The organism is Chloroflexus sp. MS-G, from assembly GCF_000735195.1.
GTDB lineage: Bacteria > Chloroflexota > Chloroflexia > Chloroflexales > Chloroflexaceae > Chloroflexus.
Genome location: NZ_JPIM01000006.1, coordinates 1 through 26,407 on the forward strand (window position 1 = coordinate 1; position 26,407 = coordinate 26,407).

Genomic DNA, 26,407 nt, shown 5'->3' on the forward strand with positions numbered 1-26,407 from the left:
GGGGCCGCCGCAGCTCACTCCTAAAATTCTCCGGCACTGTTAGCCCCTACCTGATAGTGATGCCAGCGTGCCCTAATCTTGATACGCAACCCATAGGTTCGCAGCCCGACACTGCTGTTTAGGGTCCTACGGTTCTACGCGAGTGGATACGGTTGAGATAGATATGAATGGATGTTACCCTCCTTTCCTGGCTGGATCAGGGATACAATACGATTGAAGTTACGCGAGAGTTGAATGGAGACACGGCATGAATATCGCACGTCACGCGGTGATTCTGGTGGCCGGTGCGTCAACGCGCACCCGTCCGCTGACCGTTCAGCGCCCGAAACCGCTGATCCCGTTGTTAGGGCGGCCATTGCTGGCGCACATTCTTGATGAGCTGGTAGGGCTGGTGGATCGGGTGACACTAGTCGTAGGGTATCGGGCCGATCAGATTGTGGCAACGTTTGGTCCTGTGTATCGGGGGATGGCAATCCGGTATGCTTACCAAACGACGATTAACGGTACGGCGGGAGCACTGATGGCGGCAACACCTCTCAATGAGCCATTTGTGTTGCTCTACGGCGACAATCTGGTTTCCCGAGCAGATATAGAAGGGGTGCGGCAGATGCGCTACGGCGTGGCCGGTCTGCGGGTCAGTGACCCTCGGTCATTTGGCATTCTTGAGCTGGTCGATGGGCAGGTACAGCGAATTATCGAAAAACCGGCGTACCCACCACCTGATGCGTTGGCGAATGCCGGAATTTATCATTTCGATAGTGAAGTAGTGCCGTTGTTGCATCAGATTACACCTTCCCCACGCGGTGAATTGGAATTGACCGATCTGATCGGTCTGCTGGCCGCCCGGCATCCGGTAGGATGTCATGTCTGCACCGGTCACTGGATTCCAGTGGGAACCCCATGGGAAGCACTGGTAGCAGCTCGCTTTTTGTTAGCCCAACAAGCCCAGCATCAATTGCAGCCACAGATAGCGCCGGGGGCGACCGTTGACCCGCAGGCCGAACTCGAAGGGTCAGTGGTCATTGGTGAAGGGGCGCGCATTGAGGGTCAGGTGCGGATTGTCGGCCCGGTGTGGATCGGGCCACGCGCAGAGATCAGGTCGGGCGCATTGGTGATAGCATCGGTGATCGAGACCGGGGCAACGATTGAGAGCGAGGCGATGGTTGGCGGTTCAGTCATTGGCCCGGCGGCGATTGTGGGGGCCGGTGCTACGATCAGTCACTCGTGGCTGGATGAAGGAGTGCAGATCGGTCCGCAAACGGTTATTGAAGCAGCAGCGTTTTCCGATCCACAACCGACAGCAGTAGTGAACGGTCTGCTCTCCCATGCCGATTTGGTCAATCGTGGGGCAGTTGTGGCGGCCGGTCTTACGATTGCGCCTGCAAGTAGGGTTGCTGCGGGGAGTGTACTTATGTGACTACTAGCAGTTTCGCCAGCGACGGATACGTTTGCCAATCGTTTCCCCTGCGTGTCTGACAAGGCGAGCCAGCGGCCCGCGCATTCAGGGACGGTGACAAGGCGGGTCAACGACCCGCCCACCCACGAAAGACATCCTTATCACGCTCCCACTCTACCCAAACTAGCGCAGATTACTCGGTCGCTCACCCAGGGTAACTGACACCTTCTGCTCTTGACCATCACGAAGGATGGTTAGTTCAACTGTATCACCAGGACGGTACTGCAACAACAGTTGACGCAGCGAGACATTGCCGTCGAGTCGTTGATCATTGACTGCAACGATGATGTCACCTTCTCGTAGACCGGCTTTGGCGGCGGCAGTATTGGGCAACACAGCCGACTGACCGTTAACACCAGCACTGATGAACGCACCATTTTGTACCGGCAGATTATACTCGGCGGCTACTTCGCCATCAATCATGAGATAGGTAATACCGAGGAACGGATAGCGCACCTGGCCGGTACGGATGATCTGATCAGCGACATTAGCGAAGATGCTGCTCGGTACGGCAAAGCCCAGCCCTTCAACCGGCGTCATTGTGCCAAAGCCTACGTCGTTACGTACCACTAAGGTATTGATACCGACCACTTCCCCTTTCAGATTGATGAGCGGCCCACCGCTGTTACCACTGTTGATGGCCGCGTCGGTCTGGATCAGTCCTTCCATCCCACTACCCGGTACCGAGCGGTTGAGCGCACTTACTACACCAGCGGTTACCGTATTGCGAAAGTTGCCGAGCGGGCTACCGATCGCCAGTACTGTTTCACCCGGTTGCAAAGCCGATGAGTCACCAATGACAGCCACACCAGGCACCTCGCCGTTTACTTTGAGCACGGCAATATCGTTGAGCGAGTCGGTACCGACCAACTCTGCCTGGCGACGAGTGCCGTCGGCAAAGAGCACGAAATAGCGATTACCGTCGCTAACGACGTGATTGTTGGTGAGGATATAGCCATCTTCGCTGATAATGACGCCGCTGCCACTTCCGCGACCGGTACGACCTTCGACCGTTATCGTCACGACTGCGGGGGCAACGCGCTTTACCGCCGCGACCATAGCATCAGAGATGTTGACAACAACGGCTTCATTGACTGTTGACGACGATGGTGGAGTTTGAGTAACGGTATTGACGGGTCGTGTATCGATGGCAGACACCTTAGCTGTTACCTGCGCCAGTGTCTGCTGCGAGACCAGAAACCCTACCAGACCACCGGCAGCGGCGCCACCGGCAACACCGATAAAGATGCCTAACAAGAAGGTAAAAATCAACGCTAGACGATTCCCGTTCATAGCCAGACCTCCCAAATGAGCCAGACGATCATGAACTCGCCTGTTTGCTAAGCATATCATCACGCAGTTATTTTAAAATTCGGTTAGAAGGGCGTAAGAAGTTGATGAGATGATGCGTAGCGGGTGAGCTATACAGCAGGATCAAACCACTGTCGGCCTTTCTCAGCATTGGATAAGAGTGTTGGCTTGAACCCTCAGCGAGGTGCTGAACACCGTCTTGCTACATTTGATGCCCCTTTCGCTCATCCGTTGGAGAAGGGGCATCGAGGAAATGGTACGTCTACCAGCCACACTTTTTCAGATACTCGATCAGAAAGATCATTGCGGCAACTTCAGCAAATCGCGCAGTGCCGGTTCTAAGGTTGGGAAACGAAACTGGTAACCGAGTTCTAGGGCCTTTCGAGGAATGGCGTTTTGGCCGTACACCACCAGATCAGCCATTTCACCGAGGGCAATGCGCAAACTAAACTCAGGGACCGGTAACCACGACGGCGAGCCGAGCACTTTGCCGAGAATAGCGGCAAACTCACGATTGGGGAGTGCGCCTGGCGCAACCGCATTGAGCGGTCCGCGTACCCGTTCATCTTCGAGGGCAAAACGGATCAGGCCAACTTCATCGGCAGGATGAATCCAGGGATAGACCTGGGTACCAGGAAGGATGGGGCCGCCGGTCATGAGCTTAAAGGGCAGCATAATTTGCGGTAACGCGCCCGATTCGGGATCGAGTAACAGGCCGGTACGCAACTGCACAGTACGAACCCCAAACGACTCGGCCCGTGCCGCTTCTGCTTCCCAGGCCACACAAACCTGCGCCAGAAAGTCATGACCTGGCGGTGCCGATTCGTCGAGTGGAGTGCTATCGCGATAGGGGCCGTAGTACCCGACTGCCGATGCACAAATGAAGACGTTGGGACGTTGGGAAGCAGCCGCGATGGCGTTCACAATACCACGGGTGCCGATCACCCGACTATTGCGGATTTCCGCTTTGTATTCAGGTGTCCAGCGCTTACCGAGCAAGCCGGTAGAAATAGGTGCACCGGCAAGATGGATGACACCCCAGGCGCCGTCAAGGGCCGCTGCCCAAGCACCCTGTTCAGCAGGCTGCCAGGCCACATAGTCAGCCGCGCCGGGCAGGGTATCTCGTGCTCGTGATGGATTACGACTAAAGATGACCAGGGCGTATTCGTTCTGTAATTCGGCAACCAGCTTACGCCCGATCAAGCCAGTCGCGCCGGTGATAATAATGCGTTTTGTGCTCATAGAGTTACTTCATAAGCGCAGCGGCAGGAGCTGGCAGCAGGTCGAGAACCCGCTCCTACCGCTGTGTGAACAGACATATCGGTAACGGTAACAGCTCTGTACCGCGTTCTACATTCAATGTGAATGGCTACAGTAGCATCGTACACGCTCTTGTCGGCTCTGTCAATGATTTGGTAGACCCGCTTTGCACCAGGTGAGTTTAGCGTTTCAGACTACGCAAGAGAGTAGCCATCTCGATAGCTGCTGTAGCCGCTTCAAACCCTTTATTGCCAGCCTTCGTACCGGCACGTTCAATCGCCTGCTCGATATTTTCGGTTGTGATTACCCCAAAAATACAGGGAACACCGGTTTGAAGACTCACCTGGGCGATGCCACTGCTGACAGCACCAGCGACGTGCTCGTAGTGACTGGTTGCGCCACGGATCACTGCTCCTAGGGCGATAATCGCATCGTACTGACCACGCTCGGCTAATCGCCGACACACCAGTGGTATTTCAAACGATCCCGGTACCCAGGCAATATCAATATGCTCTTCGGCTACACCATGCCGACGGAGCGCATCACGGGCGCCGTCAAGAAGACGATTGGTGATCAGTTCGTTCCAACGACTGACAACAATCGCGATCCGTAAGCCATTTCCTACCAGCATACCTTCATAAATGGTCATAGAGATGCTCCAGTTGGTGACCCATGCGATTCCGTTTGGTAAGCAAATACGCTGCGTTGTGTGGATTGGCCGTTACGTAGATTGGAACTGGCGTAACTACGAAGCCAAATTCACGTAATGCGGCAACTTTCTGTGGATTGTTCGTGAGCAGATGAACGTGGTGCAGACCAAGATCAGCAAGAATCTGTGCTCCGACTGTATAATCACGGAGATCGGCAGGAAAACCGAGCCGTTCATTTGCCTCTACCGTATCCAAACCCTGTTCCTGAAGCGCATACGCTCGTAGTTTATGATGTAATCCGATCCCGCGACCCTCTTGCCGCAAATACACCACTACCCCGCATCCGACAGCCGCAATCTGCTGTAGAGCAACGTCGAGTTGCTCACCACAGTCGCAACGGAGACTACCAAATACATCGCCGGTCAGACATTCCGAATGCAAACGTACCAAGACCGGTTGATCGGCTGTGGGTTTTCCCATCACCAGCGCAACGGCTTCGTAAGGTGTATAGCGAGCGGTGTACGACATGATACGAAACGTACCATACGGTGTAGGAAGATACGCTTCCGCCATGCGTTCGATGAGGCACTCGTGTCGCTTGCGGTACGCGACAATCTGTGCCACACTGATAATCTTCAGGCCATGACGGGCAGCGAAACGAACGAGATCGGGGCCGTGCGCCATTGTACCGTCGTCGTTCATGATCTCGCAGATAACGCCAGCCGGACGCAAACCGGCCAGCCGTGCTAAATCGACAGCCGCTTCAGTTTGCCCACGTCGCTCGAGGACGCCGTTGGGCGCTGCACGGAGCGGAAAGACATGACCCGGTTGGACGAGATCTTCCGGCTTACTCGCCGGATCAACCGCCACCTGAATGGTATGCGCTCGATCAGCAGCCGAGATACCGGTTGTGACACCGCTCGCCGCTTCGATGGAAACGGTAAAGTTGGTACCAAACGGAGCCCGGTTGTGCTGTACCATCGGTGCTAATCCCAGCCGATCGGCAATTTCGCCGGCAAGTGCCAGACAGATCAGTCCACGACCTTCACGGGCCATAAATGCGATGGTCTCGGCAGTAACGTGTTGGGCAGCACAGGCCAGATCACCTTCATTTTCACGGTCGGTATCGTCAACGATGATGATCATTCGCCCGGCTGCGTAATCTTGTAACGCCTCTTCTACCGATGCAAACATTAGTGCGCCTCCCGCCGGTAAGCTTCTACCAACCGTTCCACATACTTCGCGATAATGTCCACCTCAATGTTCACTAGCGCCCCTACCTGCTGATGGCCCATAATGACTGCCGATTGGGTGTAAGCGACCAACGCAACCGTAAACGTATCACGCCCCATTTCGGCTACCGTCAGACTTACACCGTCAACCGCGATGTAACCCTTTTCGACGATGTACGGCAATAAACGGGCAGGTGGGCGAATTGTTACGCGCTTCGAGTCGCCTTCGGGAACGATGGCGACAATTTCGCCGACACCATCGACGTGGCCCTGGACGTAATGCCCACCCATTCTGCTACCAAACGCAAGGGCCCGTTCGAGATTCACCGGATCACCGACCTTGAGCCGCCCCAAATTGGTGCGCCGCAGCGTCTCTGGACTCAGCCCAACCGTGAAGCTGTGATCGGTCAGCGCTGTCACCGTCAGGCATGTACCGTTGACCGCAATACTGTCGCCAATGCGTGTCCCTTCGAGCACGGTATGGCAGTTCACGGTCAATTGATTCGCCTGATCCTGATCACCGACAATGTGAGCAACTGTTCCCATCTCTTCCACAATCCCAGTAAACATCAGCAACCTCCTCGATATTCCACCATGGCGCAGCGATTGACGAAGCAATCAGCAATACGTCCTGGTCGTACTGTTCAATTCGACGCAAACGGTAGGGTTGAGCCAGGGCCATTCGTGGCACACCGGCGCCAGCCATGGGCGCTGGCGCCAGGGCATCATTAACGATTCGGGTACCAATGAAGGCCCAGACTTCATCGATTAAACCATCGGTGTGCAGCGCACCCAACAGCGTCGCGCCACCCTCAACCAACACGTGATTATGCCCCTGCTCTGCGAGATAGCACAGTAACGGCTTAAGAGCGACACGCCCGTCGGTGCCAGGTGGACATTGCACCACCTTTCCCCCACGCTCCTGTACGGCGCTCACCCAGGCCGGAGCGGGCTTCACCGTCGCAATCAGTGTCTGACCGGGGAGGTCGGCGCTAAGTACCCGCGCTTCCAACGGGGTTCGACCATGACTATCCACAATCACCCGCAGCGGATGGCGCGGCATCCGCCAGTGTTGATCGAGACGGGTGGTCAGTTGCGGATCATCTTTGAGCACAGTGCCGACTCCCACCATAATCACGTCAACCTGATCGCGTAGCCGATGCACCTGAGTACGAGCAGCGGAACCCGTGATCCAGCGACTATCGCCACCAGCAGTCGCAATCCGACCGTCGAGCGTCATGGCATATTTGGCCGTGACGAGTGGCCGACCGGACTGTACTCGACAACGAAACGGCGCCAGTTGTTCGGCGACAACAGCGGCGCCGCTTGTAATCTGGTGTACCTCAATCCCGGCGGTCTGCAACACTGGTGTTGCACCAGCCCCCATACGCGGGTCGGGATCACGGGCAATGAAAAAGACACGCCGGATGCCAGCAGTAATGATGGCTTCCGTGCAAGGCAGTGTCCGCCCATGGAAGGTACATGGTTCAAGGGTCGTGTAGAGATCGGCCCCTTGTGCGCGGTGACCGGCAGCCGCCAATGCGACTCGTTCTGCATGCGGGCCGCCAGCGGGTTGGGTCGCTCCCACCCCCACCACCTGCCCGTCACGCACGACTACCGCCCCAACCGGTGGATTAGGGCTGGTGCGACCGACAACAGCCGCTGCTTGCTGCCAGGCAAGGGCAAAAAAGTGATCTGGTGTGAAGCACTGGTGATGATCATTCATCGCGACACCCCTCTTCATAACCTTCGGGGCATCGCGGGGAGGACGATGAAGCAGAGAATATCAACCAACCGGTGCTGCACCGGTACGGTTGTACAAACAGACAAGAGCAACGAGGATGCTCTTGCCGCTGCATATGCCATCGTGCCAGACCAACCGCAGACCTTCTCCCATCCGGACTATACCGTCGGCCCCGGAATCGCACCGAGTCCTGCCTTGCGGCTCGCGGGCTTGTGTGGGCACGCCACCATTACCGCCGATCAGGAATTTCACCTTGCCCCGAAGGTCTTCGGATTATGTCGCCGTAGCGACATGTATGAGTACCATACCGCGAAAATCGGATGGTGTCAATTCGATTTACGGCGGATGAAACCTGATAGATTACGGGCACAGCGGCACTGTGCCCCAACCGATCTTCTTCTGCAACAGGGTTCTCCGGATAGGCTCTTAAAGCAGTGGGGACGGTTTGGGAACCGCCTCTACTCCGACCTCTCCCCGCGTTCCCTGCTCACGTTTCCGCCAAACATACCCCGCTCGTTACAGTCTAGCTACTGTTAATTGAGCAGCTATCACTTACATGCCTGCGCACGATGGTTTAGCTTTTTTCCAAAAGCCACTGAGGAAGCTATCTGATTTCAGCAACAGCATGAGCAATCTTCACATTGAATGGACAATAAGCTTGTTCCCGCCGGGCACTCGAGCAGTATTTTGGCAATTGCTCGTTACATTCGGCGTACCGGTGCTTGTGGTGGGTTTCTTTATTGCAATTATCACCACAGAAAATCGTTGGCTTGTTACGTTACAGGTGATGAGTATTGTGGCTGCTATTCTTGTGGTATTGCTCGTGCTGGCCGTCCTGATCTTGTGGCTGGTTGGCTATCAACAGCACTTTGTGCTCGACGGGCAAGGTGTTCGTGTTACTGCATGGGTGTACCAAAGCATTCTTTCGTGCGGCCCGATTCCTTCTTTTTATTGAGCGGACGACCCGGTGCAATGGGTTCAGCACTCCTTATGCGCACAGGTGATGCCATCGACTGGCAAGAAGTGCGGAAGGTGGAAGTCGAGCCGCGACAATATCTGCTGACGTTGCATCGTAAAAGCGGCTCCCCATTTCTGCTGTTCTGTCCCCCAGAACATTTCGCGACAGTGCGCGAGATTGTACAGGCGCAAACCGCTCTTCGTTGGTGAAGGTCAGAAGAACACTTGCTGGTATCGTACAACCTTAAATCGTTCTTCTGTCCGTACCCCGGTACTGCTAAAGAATGCGCTGCTCGCTACGCTCCGCCTATGCTACGCCCCAACCGCACTGTAACGGCGCACCCCGTTGTTCCAAAGCCAGTGCAATAACGCTCCCAGCACTACAATCCAACCGAGCTGATGAGCGAATCCCCAGATGATGGCTGTCTGATCAAGACGGCCAAGCAGTAATTCGAGGGGAAAAGCCAGCATCGCCCGAAAAGGCAACCAGTTCAGAACCGCCGTAACCGGTGCCGGTAACAGGTCGAGTGGTACGAGATATCCGCTGCAAAAGGCGTAGACGCCAAACCAAAAGTCTTGCAGTGCCAGCACCTGCGTCCACCAGAAACTGAGTACACCGATACAGCACTGGTTCAGAAAGTAAACGGTGAAGGCCAGCCCAATTGCCAGTGGTAAAAGGCTCCATCTGAGGAGATCAGGCTGCGGAATGGCTCCAGGAGCAATCAGACTGGCGATCAAGACGATAGGAGCCATCATCAGCAGGCGCAGTGGCTTGTCGGCCAACGCCATCGCCAGATAGCGCCACAGCGGATGCACTGGTCGCAGCAGGTGTGGCGATAGCTCGCCTAAGCGAATCTCGCGTTCCATATCCCAGATAATCCAGACCCCGGTGAGCTGTCGAATACAGAGGGCGCCAACGAAATAGGCAACAAAATCATCGCGAGCGTAACCGCCGATTGTGCCATCCCCCGCGAGAGTCCGCCAGATCGCTAGCATGATCAGTGGCAACATCCCGGTAGTTACCCAGATAAACAGTTGAGCGCGGTAGGCCAGCGCATCGACCCACGCTGCACGGAGCAAGACGACGAATTTAGCAGTCATATATTCTCCATCACGAAAATCTGTTCTTGTAGTATTATAAATTGAGGATCATTGAAACAACAGGTTTTGACATGCGTATTGCTTTTCTGGACTCATGGCTTCAGCAAGTGGCTGAAGGCAGCGGCACTGCTGCTGCTATCGGAGGGTTAGGACGCGCTCTGCGTATCCATGGCCATCACGTGGCTCGTATCTCGCCATTGGTGGCGTGGCCATCTAATCTGACGCTGCGGCGATTGCTGTTTAATCTCTATGTACCGGCACTCCTGCGTACATTACCCTACGATTTGATTGTGGGGGTGGATATTGACGGCGTACTGGTGGCCCGTCGGGTAACGACACCGTATATCTGTAGTATCAAGGGCGTGATCGCTGAGGAGCTACAGCACGAGCGCGGTCAGGTACGCCATGTGTTATGGTTGCTTTCGCGGCTTGAACGGATCAACGCCCGCCAGGCTCCAATCGTCATTACGACCAGTCACTATTGTCGGGTAAGTATTCAACGGCACTACGGCGTGCCGCTGGAAAGGATACATCTAGTGCCAGAGGGCATTGATCTGGCTTCGTGGCCCACACCACTCCCTCGTCACGACGGACAGACGATTCTGTGTGTGGCTCGCCAGTATCCGCGTAAACACATCGCTGATCTGATTCAGGCCTTTGCCCGAATCCGTCCCCGTTTTCCCACTGCGCGCCTGGTGATTATCGGCGATGGTCCCGAACACATCAATCTCCGTACCCTGGCGAATCGACTCGGACTTGGGGCAAGCTGCCAGTTGCTTGGTGCGCTCCCTGACGATGCGGCAGTGAAAGAGTGGTACTACCGCGCCGACCTTTTCTGTCTGCCTAGTGTACAAGAGGGGTTCGGTATTGTGTTTCTCGAAGCCATGGCTGCCGGACTACCGATTGTAGCCACAACCGCAGCGGCAATTCCCGAAGTTGTGCCTCACGGTCAGGCAGGTCTACTGGTGCCACCTGCCGATGTAACAGCCCTGGCCGAGGCGCTGACAACCTTATTAGCCGATCCGGAGCTACGGCGGCGCTACGGAACATTCGGTCGTGAGTACGTTACCCGTTTCGATTGGATGCGAGTCGCCGAGCAATTTCTGGAAGTAGCACGTGGTCGTTGAGTATGACCATTGAAGTACGTAATCTACGCAAATACTATCAGGTTCATCGCAAAGAGGCCGGCCTGCTGGGATCACTACGAGCGTTCGTTAGACGCCGTTACGAGACGGTCAAGGCAGTTGATGGGATCGATTTCACGATTGATAGCGGTGAGATGGTTGGGTTTCTGGGTCCTAATGGCGCCGGTAAGACGACAACGCTCAAGGTACTGGCCGGTTTACTACACCCGACGGCTGGTGAGGTACGGGTATTGGGCTATACGCCATTTGAACGGAAGACGGCCTTCCTCAAGCAAATCACGCTAGTAATGGGCCAGAAACAGCAACTGCTCTGGGATTTACCGGCTATCGAGACCTTTGAAGTAAACCGCGTTATCTTTGAGGTGCCAGCACATGAATATCGCCGGATGCTCAACGAGTTGACCGACCTGCTTGAACTGGGTGATCTGTTGAACAAGCAGGTGCGCAAGCTAAGTCTGGGTGAACGGATGAAGTGTGAACTGGCCGCTGCCCTGCTTCATCGGCCGCGAGTACTCTTTCTCGACGAACCAACCATTGGTCTCGATGTAACGATGCAGGCCCGTGTCCGTGAATTTGTCGCCGAATACAATCGGCGTTACGGTGCAACGGTGCTGCTAACCAGCCACTACATGGCCGATGTGACAGCGCTCTGTCGGCGGGTCATTGTGATCAACCACGGTCGCCTGCTCTACGATGGCAATCTCCAGCGAATGGTTGAACAGGTTGCCCCTCACAAGATTATTCACCTGACGCTACACCAACCGGTCGCACTTGAGACCCTGAACCGCTACGGCGAGGTGCAACGGTACGATGGGTTAGAGGTTGAACTGAAAGTGCCCCGCTACGAAACATCGCGCATTGGCGCCCAATTGCTCAGTGAGCTGCCGGTAGCCGATGTCAACATCGCTGAGCCGCCGATTGAGGAGATTATCAGCGAGGTATTTGGTCAGCCGGTGTAAATACCCAGATTTCTTATTGGGAACGTACCGTGGCCGTGCAACCGTCGCGTGAGGAGGCGCCAACGCTCTTTCTTGCCTGCCACACCACGTTCACTCTTCCTCTCCCCGCCTGGGAGATGAAGGGGCGAGGGGGAAGGTGAGGGGCGTCTCCCGTTTCCATCACGGTGAGGAGACGCCTGCATGAACGTTCTCCGAGCTATACCATTCTCATGGTCGAGCTTCATCAAAAGCCCAGCTTTTTGATGAGGTGCTTCGTTGCTCGCCACTTCAGCCGACGCTCCTGCTGAGCGCCTGATAAAACCACGAGTTTCTGAATCATGCACTCAGCAAAAATAGAATGACCGCTGCTGTGACGGGTAATTGCCGCCCAAATATTTGGGTGCGGAAGCCGATGTGTCCGCACCCAATAGACGGTGCTATTCTGTTTCAGCCAACTTCCCTCTCATGCTAGATGCATGGGTAGTCCAACACAGAGGGGCGCAGCGTTGCTGCGACCCTACACCCGTTCCAAAACACTCAAAATCAGATTGGGGAAGATACCCAATACCAACACACCAACGACAGCAATGGCCAGTGCTGCACCAATTCCACGTGGGAGCGAAACCGGCGTCAAATCGGTTGCCGGTTCGATGAACATTGCTTTGAGCAGACGAAGGTAATAATAAAGACTGACAATCGTCATTACCACCGCAATGACAACCAGCCAGGTTGCACCACTTTGCCAACCGACCATAAAGATGTAAAACTTAGCAAAAAAGCCACCAAGGGGCGGGATTCCGGCCAGCGAGAGGATGCAGACGGTAAACAGCAGCGCAAGCGGCAGATTGCGTCGCGAAAGACCACGCAGATGGGTCAGGTCGTCGCCACCAGTTTGCTGTCCGATCAATGCCAACGCGCCAAAAGCACCCAGGTTGGTTAGACTATAGATGAACAGGTAATAGAGTAGCGCCGTCAACCCTTGTTCCCGATCAAACGGTTGCGCAGCAGCCCAGGCCAGCAAGCCCAACACTACAAAACCGGCATGCGCGATGCTTGAATACGCTAACAGCCGTTTGACATTCGTTTGCGGCAGTGCAGCCAGATTTCCAATCACCACTGTCAGCAGCGCCAGTACCGCCAGCACTGCCGTCCATCCACCAGCAGTATCGAGCGTTGGCGATCCCGTCATAGCCGGGAATGTCTTTGTCAACAGTCGGAAGAGTAAGATAAAACCGGCTGCCTTCGAGGCGGTCGAAATGAAGGCCGTAATCGGGGTTGGTGCACCTTCATAGACATCGGGTGACCAACTGTGAAACGGGACAACTGCCAGCTTGTACCCCATACCGGCCACGATAAAGAGCATAGCCAGCGTTATCAGGCCACCACTTGACGCGGTAAAGGTACCGATCCGATCAAAACGAGTCAGGTCATTAAAATTGGTTGCACTACCGACACCGTTGAGTGCTGCGCCAAAAGCCAGACTCATGCCGTACAGGAGAATCGCCGACGAAATAGCTCCAAACAGGAAGTATTTAAGACCTGCCTCTGCCGAGCGCGGGTCGTTACGAAAGTAGCCAGCCAATAGATACAGTGGGATCGAAGTTAACTCAATAGCGAGATACGCCAGCAAAAATTCGTTGGCACCCACCATCAGACACATACCGAGGGTGCTAAAGATGATCAAGGCGTAAAACTCACCAGGATGAGCACTAGGCCGAACGTCAAGGCAGAGCAGACTGGTCACCAGCGCAGCTCCGATGATGAGCAAACGCGCAATCATCGTTAAGTGATCGGTAGCAAACGCCCCGGCAATTGGCTCACCACCGGGGCCACCACTCTGAAGGTTACGGATAATGTTCGTGAAGAAATTAACTGGCGCCGTCTCAGGCAGGCGGTAAATATAGCCACTCTGTAGCAACGCGACAAACAACACCATCCCCAGGCCGATAGCGGTAAGTGAGGCTGAAGATTTGACGCGCTCAAGCTGTGCGGCCGGTGTTCGCCCCCACCGCTCAAGGATATCCGAACCCAGCACCAGTAACGCCAGCACCAGGAGCAAAATTTCTGGCAAAAGACGTGGGATGTCGGTCAACTGAAACATACGTCCCTCTTTATTGCTACAATCAGCGTAGCGCTACAACCACCTCATTGAGACGCGCCACCAATGGTCGCACACCGGTATCAATCAGCTCGGTCATCCACGCCGGATACAATCCCAACCCAACCAGTACTAACGCCAATACCAATGCGCCGCTGTATTCCTGCCACGTTAATTTGGGAAGATGTAGAAATTCGGGATTTTTTACCTCATCGTAGAAGACGGCCCACACGGCGCGTAGAATATAGGCTCCCGTAATTGGAATGCTCAGGGCCGCAATGACGGCGACTAACGGATACCGTTCCCAAACGCCGATAAAGATGTTAAACTCGGCCCAAAACCCAGCCAACCCCGGCATCCCCATCGATGAAAGGCCGCCTAGAATGAACATTGCTGCCGCAAAAGGCATCACCCGACCCAGCCCACCCAATTCGGGCAACTGTCGGGTATGGGTGCGGTCGTAGATCATTCGTCCCACCACTGCAAAGAAGAGCGCGGTCATAATCCCGTGCGCAAACATCTGGAGCACCGACCCCATCACTGCAATCTGGGTTCCGGCGGCTAATCCCATCACGACCAGTCCCATGTGGCTGACCGACGAATAGCCGATGATAAACTTCGCATCGCGTTGTACCATCGCAATGCTGGCACCGTACACTACGTTGAAAATGGTTAAAATCACGATAATTGGAAGCCATTCACGGGCGCCATTGGGCATGAGCCACATAGCCGCCCGTAAACAGCCGTATGCTCCCAGTTTCATCAAAACTCCGGCGTGCAACATACTGACCGCCGTCGGCGCGGCGACGTGACCGGTCGGACTCCACGTGTGGAAGGGAAACATACCGGCCAACACCCCAAAACCGACGAATAAGGCGGGAAAGAGGAGGCGTTGCAAATCTCCGGCAATGAAACCCTGTTCGGCCAGCACCAGCATATTAAAGGTGCGCAGACCGCTCCCAAAGTAGAGACCGATCATCCCGATAATAACTAGCGCACTCCCTGCCATCAGAAACAGGGTCAGCTTCATTGCACCGTACTCTTTGCGAGTACTACCCCAAATGCCGATCAACAAGTACATCGGCAATACGGCTAACTCGTAGAAGACAAAAAAGAGAAAGAGATCAAGCGCACTAAAAACGCCGTAAACACCGGTGGTCAAGAGTAACAACCAGACCCAATACTCTTTGGCGCGCTCTTCGATATTCCAGCTCATCAGGGCGCCGGTAAAGATCACAATACCGTTGAGCAGCAGCATCGGTAGATTGATGCCGTCAACACCCAACAGATAACTCATCCCAAGCTGCGGTATCCAGTCAAGTTGTTCGATAAATTGAAAACCGCCTCGAACTGGATCATACGCCAGAAAGACCAACAACGACAGGACGAGCGAGATAAAGGCGAATCCTGTCCCGACCCAACGCATCAGATCGGGATACCGATCAGGAATGAAGGCAATGATGATGGCCGGTACGAGCATACTAAGCCAGATCAGGCTCAACCACGGTATATCGGCGGAAAGCGTTAGCAACCCCATGTGGTCACCCTTGTGCAATGCATCTGGTAAGCCAGATGGCGATCTGTTCTCTAACTAAATGCACGGGCAAAGATAGCAACCAATTGTCCTGCCGCAGCATTACCCAGATTGATGAGCGGGCCAGGGTAGACTCCAATCAATAATGAGAGGCTTAAAATTGGTACGATTGACCAAAATTCTGGTGCGCGGAGATCGGCAATCGTGCGTGGTGTGCCGATGGCTGGCCCCAAAAAGATACGCTGGAACATAAGTAACAATGCCAGCGCTGTCACGACCAGCCCAATCACGGCCAGCGCCGTGAAGAGCGGTAACGTCGCCCAGGCTCCGCGAAAGATGAAAAATTCGCCGACAAAGCCGGCCAATCCGGGAAGACCCAGGTTAGCGAAGAGCGCAATGCCCATCACACCGGCAAAGGTTGGGGCACTGGCGCGTAAACCACCCAGACCGCTGAGTTCCCACCGACCAGTACGTTCATACAAGACGCCGGCCAGGTAGAAGAGAGCACCGGTGCTGAGACCGTGAGCGACCATCTGTACTAGTGCCCCATTGATCGCACTCGCCCGTGCATCAATACCCGCTTCACCTGCCGCTGCCGCCCCGGCGATTGCCAGCATGACGTACCCCATGTGATTGATCGAGGTATAACCAATCAGTCGCTTAATATCGCCATTGACCTGACTGAGTGCGCCAAATGCACCGGCAACCACTCCCACTACTGCCAGTGCAGCCAGCACCGGCGCAAAATACTGAGCAGCATCAGGCGTGAACGGCAAAAGGAGCCGCAACATTCCGTAGGCCCCCATCTTGCTCATCACCGCTGACAGCAGAATACTCGCTGCTGTCGGGCCTTCCGCGTAGGCATCGGGGAGCCAGGTGTGGAACGGCCACACCGCCAGTTTGATAGCGAAGGCAATGAAGATTGCCCACATCGCGATACTACTGTAGAGCATCGGATAGCGACCAAGCACATCGGTTACCCCGAGTTGATCCATGTAGGCAAAAAGAATATCGCGCAGCGTCCCTTCAACCCCGGCCACCGCTAATCCCTGACCTAAGCGACCAAGGGCGATCAGGTCAAACGTTGGCATCCCAACCTGACGCATCGCCAGATAGATCAATTGGAAGAGCAGGAGCATCCCCAGCGAACCGGCCATTGTGTACACAAAGAACTTGAAAGCCGCATAGCGACGCTGTTCACGCCCCCAGCCCTGGATCAGGAAGAAGGCCGGTACCAGACTGAATTCCCAGCAGATGAAGAAAAAGAAGAAGTCAAGCGCAACAAAGTAACCCAACATCGCCGCTTCTAGCAAAAGCAGCAATGCCAGATGCGCCCGCAATCGCTCCTGCACACCCCAACTAGCGATGATAGCGAGCGGAGTCATCACTACGGTCAACAAGACCAGCGGCAGGCTTAGCCCATCAATGCCGAGAAAGTAATCAACCTGGACAGCTTGAATCCAGGGAATCCGTTCGACTAATTGTACTGCCCCCTGGCCTCCTGCCACAGCCTGCGGGTCGAACCGCATCCAGATCATAATGGCCAACAGCAACGGCACACCTGTCCAGGCCAGTACCCCAACCTTGACAATCCGCTCGTTGAGTCTGATCAGCCAGGCCAACCCGATCAGTGCAATACCGACCAACGGCGAAAGCATCAGCAATGTGAGCCACGGAACGCCATCGGCGGCAGGAATGAGATACTCCGGCAGATTCATACGCTATCGTCCAATTACATATAGCCAGAACATAGCTAGCGCGAGCAGACCACCAAACACGTAGATCAGATAATCTTGTGCTTTCCCAGTTTGCAAACGTCGAACCTGACGACCACTCCCCTGCGTGCCGCTTGCTAATCCGTCCGGCCCATCGTTGAGCAGGGTGTCATCGATGATGAAGTTCACTTTGCCTAAGCCGAAGGTAAAGCGCCCTATGCCATCAATCAACCGATCAATGACCGCTCGATCCAGTAACGACCAGGCTGCGGCCAGGCTGGCAGTCAATTGACCGAGGGTAGCCGCGTACAGCTCATCAATGTAGTATTTAGCGTTGAGCAGCGTAAATAATCCCGGCGCTCGTGCAGCCAATGGATCGGTATCGGTTGCCGACGTAAAGGCCTGACGATACCCGTACCAACCAACCGCAATACCGGCCAGCGCAATGATAAGTGATAGACCGGCCACCAGCGGATCGAGTTTCGCGGCCTCTTGCCCCCAGAGAGTGGCCAACCAATGCCCAAACGGTAGGTCGAATGGGAGATTGAGCAAACCGGCAGTGAGCGCAAAGCTCGCCAATATGACCAGCGGTGCAATCATGCGTGGGTCTTCGTGCCAGTGCTCGCCATGCTCATGATGATCGTCATGATGGTGATCTCGATGATGACCGTGTTCACTCACTGGTGCATCGGGATTCACAAACACCACTGGCTGAGCACCACGATACTCACCGAAGAAGACCAACCACCACTGGCGCGTCATATAGACTGCGGTCAGGAAGGCGGCAACACTAAGCGTCACATAGACCGCGATATTATGTTTGAAGGCATCGAGCAAAATCTCGTCTTTGCTCCAAAAGCCGGCAAAAGGAACGATCCCGGCCAGTGCCAGATAACCGGCAGTGTACGTCCAGAACGTCCACGGCAAACGGGTACGTAAGCCACCCATATTACGAATATCTTGCGCGGTCTGCTGGGCCGCGTATTCATCGTAATGATGAATCTGCCGGATTGATGGCTGCTGTTCCATCGCATGAATGATCGACCCCGAACCGAGGAAGAGCAGCGCTTTGAAGAAGGCATGGGTGATCAAATGGAACATTGCCGCCACCCAACCACCGACACCTAGCGCCGCTACCATAAAACCGAGCTGCGACAGCGTACTGTAGGCCAGGATGCGTTTGATGTCGAATTGCGCAACGGCAATTGTTGCGGCAAACAGAGCGGTAAAGGCACCGATAAAGGCAACTACGCCTAACGAGGTAGGATCGGCGGTGAAGATGGGAAATGTGCGGGCAACAAGAAAGACACCGGCAGCAACCATCGTTGCCGCGTGAATAAGCGCCGATACCGGCGTGGGGCCTTCCATCGCATCTGGTAACCAGACATGCAGCGGGAATTGCGCTGATTTCCCAACCGTACCGGCAAACAACAACAAGGCAATGCCGGCTGCATGGCTCAGACCCAATACACCCGTCTCACGTGCCAGCCGTTCGAGCAGCGGCGGAAAGAAGATGCCATGCTCATCCTGACCAAAGGAGATGCCACCAGCCTGCGCGTACAGGTACACGATGCCCAGTAAGAGGAGCACATCACCTACGCGAGTAGTGATAAACGCTTTCACTGCTGCTCGTGCTGCACTGGGACGTTCGTAGAGAAAGCCGATCAGCAGGTACGAGCAAAGCCCCATCACTTCCCACGCCATAAAGAAGAGGAGCAGATTATCGGCCATACTCATCAGCAGCATGGCTGCCGTGAAGAGGGCTATAAAACTAAAGAAGCGACTCTGGCGTGGATGCGCAGCCATATAGCCAATTGAAAAGAGATGAATGCAGGTTGAGGCAATGGTCACCATTGCCAGCATAGCGGCAGCGGCGCCATCGATATAAATACCCATTTGTAAGGCTGTCTCCCCGGTCGGTGCCCATACGAACCGCTGTACCACATTCGGTTCAGGAAAAGCAAATGCGCCGTGTTCACCGTGGTGTACAGCAAGCTGCACCAGTTGACCATCGTGCAGCGCCCAACCGTTGGCGACTGCCGCCAGCAATCCCAACGCCATGACTGTTGCGATCATCATCAGGCCGGTCGCCAGCCACGCACTCGCCATCGCTATGCGCCGTATTGGCGTCAGGGTGATGAGAGCGCTAGCCAGTAGCGGCCAGAACGGAATCAGCCATGCATTTTGCAGAAAAAACGCCATATACGTTCCCGTCATTTACATTTCTGCAAGTCTTCCTGTCTTCGGTCCCTCATCTCGCCGACGTTGCTAACCTTCTGGCCCACCACTGTTCCGTTATCCGCGCAGGCGATCAATTTCATCGGCCTGAACGGTGACATAGTGGCGGTAGACGGCAATCACCATTGCCAGACCTACGGCTGCTTCTGCTGCTGCTACAGCGATAATAAAGATGGCAAATGTCTGACCGGTAATGTAACGGGCCTCGAAATAGCGCCAAAAGGCGACCAGATTGATATTGACGGCGTTGAGCATCAGTTCAACACCCATCAAGACTCCGATCAGGTTCCGCCGTGAAAGGGCGCCAAAAAGGCCAATACAGAAGAGAGCAGCAGCCAATGTCAATACTGCCGGTAATGGAACTGCATTCAGCATAATTACCTCTCACTTGCCGATCGCGACTCTTGCACAACCGGTTCTGCCTCGACCGGTGCTGGTACGGTTGGCGACGTTTGCTCACGCAGGCGCTTCAATTCCAGCTCTTCAGCTAGGGTCAGCACCTTACGACGGCGTGCGCGCTCTTCATAGGCAATCACAATCGCCCCGATCAACGCAACTGTCAACAAGACCCCTACCACCTGAAACTGGATGAGAAACTCGTTGACAAAACCGCGTCCTAGCTCTGCCGGGCCGGCAATCGGCTCAGGCGTACCCAGAGGTGGTGCTGGTGGCACATTCCATTGCTGGTTGATCAATGTGGGGGCCAGCACCGTCGCAAAGAGCAATGTGGCAATTGCCAGTACAACCGGCCAGCGATTGGTAAGCTGACGCACCCCTTCACCGGTAATCTGGCGGGTGAGCATGATGGCAAACAGGATCAAGACCGACACAGCACCAACGTAGATCAACACCTGCACAACGGCCAGAAATTCGGCTTCAAGGAGCATATAGAGCGCACCGACGCCAAAGAAACAGGCAATCAGCCAGAGTGCAGCGTGAATCACATTCCGCACCGAGACGACCATCGCCGCCGCAACCAGAATAAACACGGCAATCACGCCAAACGTTATTTGCACAACAACTTCCATCACTCGTTCCTGCCCCAGCCTTCCGCTGCCATTATCATTGCCTCTGTTCGCAACCGCTTACAACGTGGCACTCAACTCCTCTAGTTCCACTCGTCGTCGTTCGGCTTGCGACGCCGCATAGACTTGAGTCAACCAGAGGTACACACCGATATTAATAGCCAGGGTGATGATAAATGCCGCCAGCCAACGCAGTACCGGTGACCAGCCAACGGTGATCAACATTCCTTCAGCCGCCCCCCAACGGGTAAATGCGACCCACACCGCAGCACTGAACAAATTAGCCAGGGTAAGTGGAATGAGAAACTTCCAGCCAAAATCCATAAGTTGATCGATCCGCAGCCGGGGAAACGCACCGCGTAGCCAGACCATCACGAAGAAGAAGATATACGTTTTAAGCAGGAAGTAGAAGACACCAAGCGCGCCGGCCAAAACGTTAAAGAGACCATTGCCATCAGGGTTAGTCGGTGTGATCGCCTGTGCATAGAGCCAATTCACGCCTGGCCCCTGCCACCCCCCAAAAAAGAGGATCGCAGTGATAGCGCAGAGCAAAAAGTTCAATACATACTGGGCTAGATAGAACAGACCGAATTTCATCCCACTGTATTCGGTCATATAACCGGCGACAATCTCAGAGTCGGCTTCTGGAATATCAAACGGCGTACGCTCGCCTTCGGCTAAGGCGGCGATAAAGAAGGCAATAAAGGCGACAAAGCCAACCGGTGTGAAAACAAACCACCCTAAACCGAGATCGGGAATCCCTGGCAGATCACGATTGCTGATCAACAAACCGGCCTGGTATTCGATAATACTATTAATGGAGAGCGAACCAACGATCATCACAATCGCAATCAGTGACAAGACGGCAGGAATCTCATACGAGACCATTTGGGCGACGGCCCGCATCGCACCCAAAAGCGAGAATTTGTTGTTGCTGGCCCAACCCGCCATCATTAGCCCGACTGCACTGATTGACGATACCGCGAAGAAGAAGAGCAGACTGGTCGGCAGATCAACCGGCGTCATCCCCGGCCCCCACGGAACCACGGCAAACATCAGGATGGTAGGAGCGACCACCACACAGGGCGCAAGAAAGTGAACAATTCGATCGGCGGCTTCTGGCACGATGTCTTCTTTGGTAAACATCTTGACGCCGTCAGCAATTGGTTGCCAGATACCTTCTGGGCCAACACGGTTGGGTCCAATCCGATCCTGCATACGTGCAATAACTCGACGCTCATAGTAGGTGAAAAAGAGCATCTGGAGCGGCGCCACAACCAGTATGATCGTCACGACGACAAGAGAACTGATCAGATAGATCAGCCAGTCAGGCCATCCCCAACCGAAGGTCCCATTGATTAGTGCCTGTAAGATATCATACATCGAGGCTTCTCCATCGGGTTATGATCCCTCTTCCGTATCAACACTGTCAGCAGCTTGCTTGCGCTTCGCGGCGTTAGCCGCCCGGATTGCCGCCAGGCGCGCTGCTTTGTCGTCGGCGGGTGTGGGCGTCGTCGGCTCACCTGTCGCTGCCGGTGCGGCATCGGTGGCGGCTGCCTTCTTCGCGGCGTTGGCGGCCCGGATTGCCGCCAGGCGCGCTGCTTTGTCGTCGGCGGGTGGTGCTTCGGCAGGGGTGCCTCCTTCAGCCGATGGTGTGACACCATCACCAGCCTGGGCTGCCTTTGCCGCCCGGATCGCCGCCAGCTTCGCTGCTTTCTCTTCAGGTGTCAGCTTACGTGCTTCGGTTGGTGCTGAGGGTGCTGGTGGTGATGCAGGCTCTGCTGCTGGCGATGGCGCAGCCGCCTGAGCAGCCAGTTCAGCTCGCCGTGCCGCAATGCGCTCGGTAAGATGCGGTGCAATCCCGATGACATCAGGACGACGGCGAATATTCCCTTGCAGCTTCTTCAGAGCACTCTCGCGCACCTCTGCCCACATCGTTGGGGCAATGCTCGCGTAGTAGCTAATTGGTCGGTTTAACTGGGCTTTATGCACAGTCAGTTGGGCGTGATCGTCGGTCGACAACTCAAACTCGTGATCCATCTTGATCGCGTCAAATGGACACACTTCCGCGCAAAAGCCACAACTCATGCAGGCGTCATACTCGATAATAAACTCTGCCACTGCCGGTACCGGTTTGCCGGTAGCCGGGTCCTTGGCCTGCGTCATATGAATGACTTGCGGTGGGCAGATACGCTCACACTGGAAGCACGAGGTGCAGAGTTCGTGACCGGTCTCGTCATCGTAGAGGAGAATGGGCATGTTGCGGTAAGCCTCTGGAATCCGTGGCTTCTCTTCAGGATACTGGATCGTGAACGTACCATGAATCTGGCTATAGCTGCGATTCAGGCGAAATGACTCTTTCCAGTGTTTCCAAATCACCGCCATTCCACGGAGCAAACCGCCGCCGCGTCGCACACGAGAATCATCGCGTTGCACTTCGATAACGCGACCGCGTGGAATCTCTATCTCAAATGGTGGTTCCATCATCGATCCACCTCTCCCATCACGATGTCAATACTGCCGAGGATGACCACAATATCGGCCACCTTGTACCCGCGACACATATCGGCTAGGGGCGTAAGATTGATAAACGACGGTGCGCGCACTTTATAACGGTACGGCTTGCCGCTACCATCGCTAACCAGGTAGAAACCCAGCTCGCCCTTCGGCGACTCTATCCGGGCATACGCATCGCCCACCGGTGGTCGTACATTCTGGCGTGCCTTTGGATTGATATGACCACCCTTTGCGTCAGGCAATTGCTCGAGCACCTGCTCGATAATCCGCTTACTCTGACGCATCTCCTCAATTCTCACCAAAAACCGGTCATATACATCACCCACCTTACCGATGGGAATATCGAAATCGAACCGGTCGTAAACACTGTAAGGTTCGGCTTTACGCACATCGTAGGGAATACCCGAACCGCGTAACACCGGTCCAGTCACACCATACGAGAGGGCAACCTCACGTGGCAGTATCCCGATACCGACCGCTCGCTGTAGTAAAATCTCGTTATCGCGCAGCAGGCGTTCAAGCTCGTCGATATATGCCGGCAAAGCGACGAGCAGCTCACGCAGGTTCGGGATAAACTCAGGTGGCAAATCTCGTGCGACACCGCCAAAACGAAAGTAGTTGCACATCAGCCGGGCGCCGCTCGCCATCTCGAAGAGATCGAGAATCTTCTCACGTTCGCGCATGCCAAAAGCCAGCGGTGTCTGCCATGCCCCCATATCATTGATCATGAAGCCAACCGCGCTGGCATGGTTGAGAATCCGCGTCAACTCAACCATCAACACCCGAATGTATTCAGCGCGCTCAGGCACCTCGATCCCAGCCAACCGCTCGACAGCCATTGCATAGGCGTGGTTATTCGCCATCGAATTAAAATAGTCGAGCCGGTCGGTGTAGGGCATATTTTGCAAATATGTATTCGCCTCGGCGATCTGTTCGTGATTCCGATGCAGATAACCGAATACGGGCTTGAGATCAACCACCGTTTCACCGTCAACCGTCACCAGCATGCGAAACACACCGTGCGTTGACGGATGTTGCGGACCAATATTGACTTGCAACTCTTGGGTTTGGAGCATAACGGTACCGATCCCTCATCTCTCAGCTTCTTACTCATCGCCACCCAGATACTTATCGCCCTGGCGAGGAAAGTCTTTGCGCATTGGAAAGCCTTCAAATTCATCCCACATATAGATCCGCCGTAGGTAAGGATGACCGACAAACTCAACACCGAACAGATCAAAGGCTTCACGTTCGTGGAAATTGGCTGCCGGCCAGTGTGGAGTCAACGATGGCACCTGCGGCGCATCACGTGGCACCCGTACTCGCAAGACAATTCCTGGCCCACCGGAGGGATGGTAGAAGCGGTAAACCAACTCAAAACATCCTGCGTAGAGATAATCGACCACCGCAATATCGGATAGCAACGCATAACCGAGCGTATCACGCACGAAGAGCGCTGCCGCGACGAGATGATCGGGATGCACAAACGGATCGGGTGGATGAAACATGCCAGGTTGAGGACCATGGGCAGGTGGTGGCGTCATTGCCAGGGGAGCCACATCAACCAACGCATCCGGCAGCGCTGCCGCCAATCGGGCACGAAGCTCGGCAGGAGACATCTCAGGCATCGTTCACCACACTCCGTTTCAGATCATCGGCTGCGATCTCAGGGGCCACCCCGCGTGCCTTCAGTGCATTCTCAAGTTCTACTTCCGGATCCATAATTGGGAACTGGCGCACAATCTCCGGGTGTTCGATCTGCCCTGAACGGTGTTCGCCGTGGCTCGGCGAGGTATACGGGCTGAGGAGCGGTAAACCGCCAACCGGATCGACCAGTTTGCCGTCAATCTCCAGCCCCTTTGCCCCGAAAGTCGGTACCGGAAAATCGCTGGTTTGCGGTTTGTCACTACTACCGTACCAGCGCACACGCCCTAATTTTTGCCGGTCAATTTGCTCTTGTAGTGTCATTAGTGCGTGCAACAATGCTTCAGGACGCGGCGGACAACCGGGCACATAGACATCCACCGGAATAAGCAGATCGATGCCGCGTAACACGTTATAGCCGTCGCGGAAGGGGCCACCAGAGGTAGCACACGCGCCCATCGAAATCACATAACGCGGCTCGGCCATCTGATTGTAAAGCCGTACCACTTGTGGTGCCATCTTCTTCGTCACCGTACCGGCAACAATCATCAGATCGGCCTGACGCGGTGATGCGCGAAACAGCTCGGCCCCAAAACGAGCTACATCATAACGACTCAGGCCAAAGGCCATCATCTCAATCGCACAACACGCCAACCCAAACGCCATTGGCCAGATCGACGAACGACGCCCCCAGTTGTAAAACCGGTTCACGGTCGTCAATAGCACACCCTGTCGTTCGAGTTCGAGTTGGGTTGGATCGATTTCAGCCATACTCACACCCACTCTAGGGCGCCTTTACGCCATTCATAAAGCAAACCGGCAAATAGCATCAAGAGAAAGATCGTTGCGGCAATGAGACCGTAGAGCCCCACTACTTGAAATGCTACTGCCCACGGATACAAAAATATCACCTCAATATCGAAAATAACGAAGGCCAGGGCGTACAGATAATATTGAACCTTGAACTGCACGTGTACATCACCAATCGCCTCCAGCCCACATTCGTAGGTACTGGTCTTCAGGGGCGTTGGTCGCTTGGGACGAAGAAAGAAAGCTAACACCAACGGGATAAGTGGAAAGCTAATCGCAGCAACAAGAAAGATGCCTACTATAGCATAATTGGCCAGCATCGCCTGTCCTCCGTGGTTTACGTGAATGAAGGTAATGAGAAGTATATCACAAATGCGTCTGAACGCTCACAGCGATCACCGCACACAATGGTAAAGTCTTAACAATTCAGGACAAAGATCTGCCCATTCTTTGCTCAGTATAAGCGCCAGGAATTGCAGTGAGCGGGTTTTTCGGTAAAACAACGATGTTATACCAGATTTCTATGAGACCTATAACAAAAAAGGTATAGATACTGTTCAATCTGTCGATCAGCCCATACCCTGTTCAAGGCGTAACTCCACACGACCGACTTGAATTGCATCACCAGGATGCACTTCGGTAGGACCACTCACTTCAAAGCCATTGAGAAAGGTGCCGTTCGTGCTATTCAGATCTTCGAGCCACCAGACTCCATTCCGCCGCTCAAGCCGGGCATGCTCGCTCGATAGAAACGAGTCGTTTAGCACAATATCGCAGTTCGGATTACGCCCGATCACTGTTACTACATTCAGTGGAAAGACTTTCCCAACAGCAATTCCACTTTGCCCAGACCTGGTTACCACCAACTGGCCATAGGGACTGACAGGCGATGACAGCGGTGACGTTTGTGAGAGATCGCGTTTGATAACTTGAATGACCTGCCACAGGAAAAAGTAGAGCAAAAAAACTACTGCCACCCGCAACAAGAGCAAAATGACCCCGATTGAGATGCTGGCAATATCGAAGAACATC

25 protein-coding genes and 1 riboswitch are annotated in these 26,407 nt (G+C 54.7%); of the genes, 5 read left to right on the top strand and 20 right to left on the bottom strand.

Annotation, left to right across the window (positions count from 1 at the left end):
- Positions 1 to 247: 247 nt before the first annotated feature.
- Positions 248 to 1,417, top strand: coding sequence for a sugar phosphate nucleotidyltransferase (locus JE47_RS0101900; RefSeq protein WP_031458139.1), 1,170 nt, complete (start codon positions 248 to 250; stop codon positions 1,415 to 1,417).
- 162 nt (positions 1,418 to 1,579) lie between these two features.
- On the opposite strand, the gene JE47_RS0101905 is transcribed toward JE47_RS0101900, so the two are convergent.
- The 6 genes from JE47_RS0101905 to ribD form a co-directional block, all read right to left on the bottom strand.
- Positions 1,580 to 2,749: a S1C family serine protease gene (locus tag JE47_RS0101905; protein WP_031458140.1), complete on the bottom strand. Its 1,170-nt coding sequence runs from the start codon at positions 2,747 to 2,749 to the stop codon at positions 1,580 to 1,582.
- A 318-nt stretch (positions 2,750 to 3,067) separates the two neighbouring features.
- Positions 3,068 to 4,009 carry a TIGR01777 family oxidoreductase gene (locus JE47_RS0101910; protein WP_031458141.1) on the bottom strand — a complete coding sequence of 314 codons (942 nt, stop codon included), beginning with the start codon at positions 4,007 to 4,009 and terminating at the stop codon, positions 3,068 to 3,070.
- Between the two features lie 199 nt (positions 4,010 to 4,208).
- Positions 4,209 to 4,676, bottom strand: a complete 468-nt coding sequence (gene ribH / locus JE47_RS0101915) for a 6,7-dimethyl-8-ribityllumazine synthase (protein ID WP_031458142.1) — start codon at positions 4,674 to 4,676, stop codon at positions 4,209 to 4,211.
- Entirely contained in the window at positions 4,663 to 5,871 is a 1,209-nt protein-coding gene (locus JE47_RS0101920) for a bifunctional 3,4-dihydroxy-2-butanone-4-phosphate synthase/GTP cyclohydrolase II (protein ID WP_031458143.1), read from the bottom strand. Before JE47_RS0101920 ends, ribH begins: the two co-directional genes overlap by 14 nt.
- A complete protein-coding gene (gene ribE, locus JE47_RS0101925; protein ID WP_031458144.1) occupies positions 5,871 to 6,479 on the bottom strand; it encodes a riboflavin synthase in 609 nt (202 codons plus the stop codon). The genes JE47_RS0101920 and ribE overlap by 1 nt, the downstream gene beginning before the upstream one ends.
- Positions 6,427 to 7,635, bottom strand: a complete 1,209-nt coding sequence (gene ribD, locus JE47_RS0101930; protein ID WP_051871047.1) for a bifunctional diaminohydroxyphosphoribosylaminopyrimidine deaminase/5-amino-6-(5-phosphoribosylamino)uracil reductase RibD — start codon at positions 7,633 to 7,635, stop codon at positions 6,427 to 6,429. Before ribD ends, ribE begins: the two co-directional genes overlap by 53 nt.
- Before the next feature lie 155 nt (positions 7,636 to 7,790).
- Positions 7,791 to 7,923, bottom strand: a riboswitch (FMN riboswitch).
- Positions 7,924 to 8,209: 286 nt separating this feature from the next.
- On the opposite strand from ribD, the gene JE47_RS20900 reads away from it, so the two are divergent.
- Together JE47_RS20900 and JE47_RS20905 are read left to right on the top strand one after the other, a co-directional pair.
- Complete coding sequence (locus JE47_RS20900) at positions 8,210 to 8,608, top strand: hypothetical protein (RefSeq protein ID WP_152555983.1); 399 nt, start codon at positions 8,210 to 8,212, stop codon at positions 8,606 to 8,608.
- Positions 8,581 to 8,820 carry a hypothetical protein gene (locus JE47_RS20905; RefSeq protein ID WP_152555984.1) on the top strand — a complete coding sequence of 80 codons (240 nt, stop codon included), beginning with the start codon at positions 8,581 to 8,583 and terminating at the stop codon, positions 8,818 to 8,820. Before JE47_RS20900 ends, JE47_RS20905 begins: the two co-directional genes overlap by 28 nt.
- Positions 8,821 to 8,922: 102 nt before the next feature.
- On the opposite strand, the gene JE47_RS0101945 is transcribed toward JE47_RS20905, so the two are convergent.
- Positions 8,923 to 9,711 (bottom strand): ABC transporter permease, encoded by a 789-nt coding sequence (locus JE47_RS0101945; protein WP_031458147.1) that lies wholly within the window; start codon positions 9,709 to 9,711, stop codon positions 8,923 to 8,925.
- A gap of 71 nt (positions 9,712 to 9,782) precedes the next feature.
- Here JE47_RS0101945 and JE47_RS0101950 point away from each other — a divergent pair, with 71 nt between their 5' ends.
- Both JE47_RS0101950 and JE47_RS0101955 read left to right on the top strand, forming a co-directional pair.
- Complete coding sequence (locus JE47_RS0101950; RefSeq protein ID WP_031458148.1) at positions 9,783 to 10,838, top strand: glycosyltransferase family 4 protein; 1,056 nt, start codon at positions 9,783 to 9,785, stop codon at positions 10,836 to 10,838.
- Between the two features lie 2 nt (positions 10,839 to 10,840).
- On the top strand, positions 10,841 to 11,815 hold the full coding sequence (locus JE47_RS0101955) for an ABC transporter ATP-binding protein (protein ID WP_031458149.1): 975 nt from the start codon (positions 10,841 to 10,843) through the stop codon (positions 11,813 to 11,815).
- A gap of 496 nt (positions 11,816 to 12,311) precedes the next feature.
- Here the strand turns inward: JE47_RS0101955 and JE47_RS0101960 are convergent, their stop codons facing one another.
- The 13 genes from JE47_RS0101960 to JE47_RS0102020 form a co-directional block, all read right to left on the bottom strand.
- Positions 12,312 to 13,895 carry an NADH-quinone oxidoreductase subunit N gene (locus JE47_RS0101960; RefSeq protein ID WP_031458150.1) on the bottom strand — a complete coding sequence of 528 codons (1,584 nt, stop codon included), beginning with the start codon at positions 13,893 to 13,895 and terminating at the stop codon, positions 12,312 to 12,314.
- 22 nt (positions 13,896 to 13,917) lie between these two features.
- Positions 13,918 to 15,429 carry a complex I subunit 4 family protein gene (locus JE47_RS0101965; RefSeq protein WP_031458151.1) on the bottom strand — a complete coding sequence of 504 codons (1,512 nt, stop codon included), beginning with the start codon at positions 15,427 to 15,429 and terminating at the stop codon, positions 13,918 to 13,920.
- Between the two features lie 50 nt (positions 15,430 to 15,479).
- Positions 15,480 to 17,144 (bottom strand): complex I subunit 4 family protein, encoded by a 1,665-nt coding sequence (locus JE47_RS0101970; RefSeq protein ID WP_031458152.1) that lies wholly within the window; start codon positions 17,142 to 17,144, stop codon positions 15,480 to 15,482.
- A 3-nt stretch (positions 17,145 to 17,147) separates the two neighbouring features.
- Positions 17,148 to 19,343, bottom strand: coding sequence for an NADH-quinone oxidoreductase subunit L (gene nuoL, locus JE47_RS0101975; protein ID WP_031458153.1), 2,196 nt, complete (start codon positions 19,341 to 19,343; stop codon positions 17,148 to 17,150).
- Between the two features lie 93 nt (positions 19,344 to 19,436).
- A complete protein-coding gene (gene nuoK / locus JE47_RS0101980; RefSeq protein ID WP_031458154.1) occupies positions 19,437 to 19,754 on the bottom strand; it encodes an NADH-quinone oxidoreductase subunit NuoK in 318 nt (105 codons plus the stop codon).
- Positions 19,755 to 19,756: 2 nt separating this feature from the next.
- A complete protein-coding gene (locus JE47_RS0101985) occupies positions 19,757 to 20,407 on the bottom strand; it encodes an NADH-quinone oxidoreductase subunit J family protein (protein WP_031458155.1) in 651 nt (216 codons plus the stop codon).
- A 57-nt stretch (positions 20,408 to 20,464) separates the two neighbouring features.
- Positions 20,465 to 21,787, bottom strand: a complete 1,323-nt coding sequence (gene nuoH / locus JE47_RS0101990) for an NADH-quinone oxidoreductase subunit NuoH (protein ID WP_031458156.1) — start codon at positions 21,785 to 21,787, stop codon at positions 20,465 to 20,467.
- A gap of 18 nt (positions 21,788 to 21,805) precedes the next feature.
- Entirely contained in the window at positions 21,806 to 22,891 is a 1,086-nt protein-coding gene (locus JE47_RS0101995) for a 4Fe-4S dicluster domain-containing protein (protein ID WP_031458157.1), read from the bottom strand.
- On the bottom strand, positions 22,888 to 23,997 hold the full coding sequence (locus JE47_RS0102000; protein ID WP_031458158.1) for an NADH-quinone oxidoreductase subunit D: 1,110 nt from the start codon (positions 23,995 to 23,997) through the stop codon (positions 22,888 to 22,890). Before JE47_RS0102000 ends, JE47_RS0101995 begins: the two co-directional genes overlap by 4 nt.
- Positions 23,998 to 24,027: 30 nt before the next feature.
- Positions 24,028 to 24,549, bottom strand: coding sequence for an NADH-quinone oxidoreductase subunit C (locus JE47_RS0102005; protein ID WP_031458159.1), 522 nt, complete (start codon positions 24,547 to 24,549; stop codon positions 24,028 to 24,030).
- Entirely contained in the window at positions 24,542 to 25,336 is a 795-nt protein-coding gene (locus JE47_RS0102010) for an NADH-quinone oxidoreductase subunit B (protein ID WP_031458160.1), read from the bottom strand. Before JE47_RS0102010 ends, JE47_RS0102005 begins: the two co-directional genes overlap by 8 nt.
- A 2-nt stretch (positions 25,337 to 25,338) precedes the next feature.
- Positions 25,339 to 25,695, bottom strand: a complete 357-nt coding sequence (locus JE47_RS0102015) for an NADH-quinone oxidoreductase subunit A (RefSeq protein ID WP_031458161.1) — start codon at positions 25,693 to 25,695, stop codon at positions 25,339 to 25,341.
- A 249-nt stretch (positions 25,696 to 25,944) separates the two neighbouring features.
- Complete coding sequence (locus tag JE47_RS0102020) at positions 25,945 to 26,406, bottom strand: FHA domain-containing protein (protein WP_031458162.1); 462 nt, start codon at positions 26,404 to 26,406, stop codon at positions 25,945 to 25,947.
- Between the last annotated feature and the right edge of the window lies 1 nt (position 26,407).